Below are 619 nucleotides of genomic sequence, written 5' to 3'. Positions count from 1 at the left end.
ATACCTCTGTCGATACCTACAACGTTACAGATGTCAGTAATATTACTTTCTTCAACCTCATAGGTAACTGGTATATGCAGATAGTATTTACCATGCTTATTTACAAGTCTGGCAGTACCAAACTTATAAATCGTATGATCGAAATACTTAGACATTCCATCTGAAAAATAAGACAACTTCACACGACCATTAAGAGTATTGATTGAAAAACAGTTTTGAGTTAAGGAATAATCTCTGTTCCAAACCAAATCATACTGAGGCTTTTTGAACGATGGTTTAATCCACTCATTCTGATTTTCAAGAATGGTCTTATATCTGGCGATAACAGTCTTCAAAACAGACTGCGCCATCTGCGATTTAAGGTTAAACTTTTCTCGTAAAGTAGAATACAAAGCCTTATTAAGTGAAAACTGCTTTAAGTCATGAGTGCGGAATACATAGTCTGAAACATAATTACAGGCATTACGATAAACAGACATAGTTTCATCAAGCAAAACCTTATCTGCTTCAGCTGCGATTATTTGAATTTTGGCTGTAATAGTCATCTGTTCCATAGATGCACTCCTTTCATAGATATTTCACTATATATTATATCTAATTTATAGAGAAACATCTATAT

General features: G+C 33.4%; 1 protein-coding gene. It reads right to left on the bottom strand.

The features are described from left to right. Window positions 1–554 (bottom strand): nuclease/transposase family protein (locus tag QVO42_RS04235; RefSeq protein ID WP_502685360.1); only part of this gene is annotated, 554 nt, incomplete at its 3' end. Between the last annotated feature and the right edge of the window lie 65 nt (window positions 555–619).

Source organism: Catenibacterium sp. CAG:290, assembly GCF_000437715.1.
Classification (GTDB): domain Bacteria; phylum Bacillota_I; class Bacilli_A; order Erysipelotrichales; family Coprobacillaceae; genus Catenibacterium; species Catenibacterium mitsuoka_A.
The sequence above is the reverse complement of the archived record's forward strand: the minus strand, read 5'-3'. Positions and strand labels throughout refer to the sequence as shown.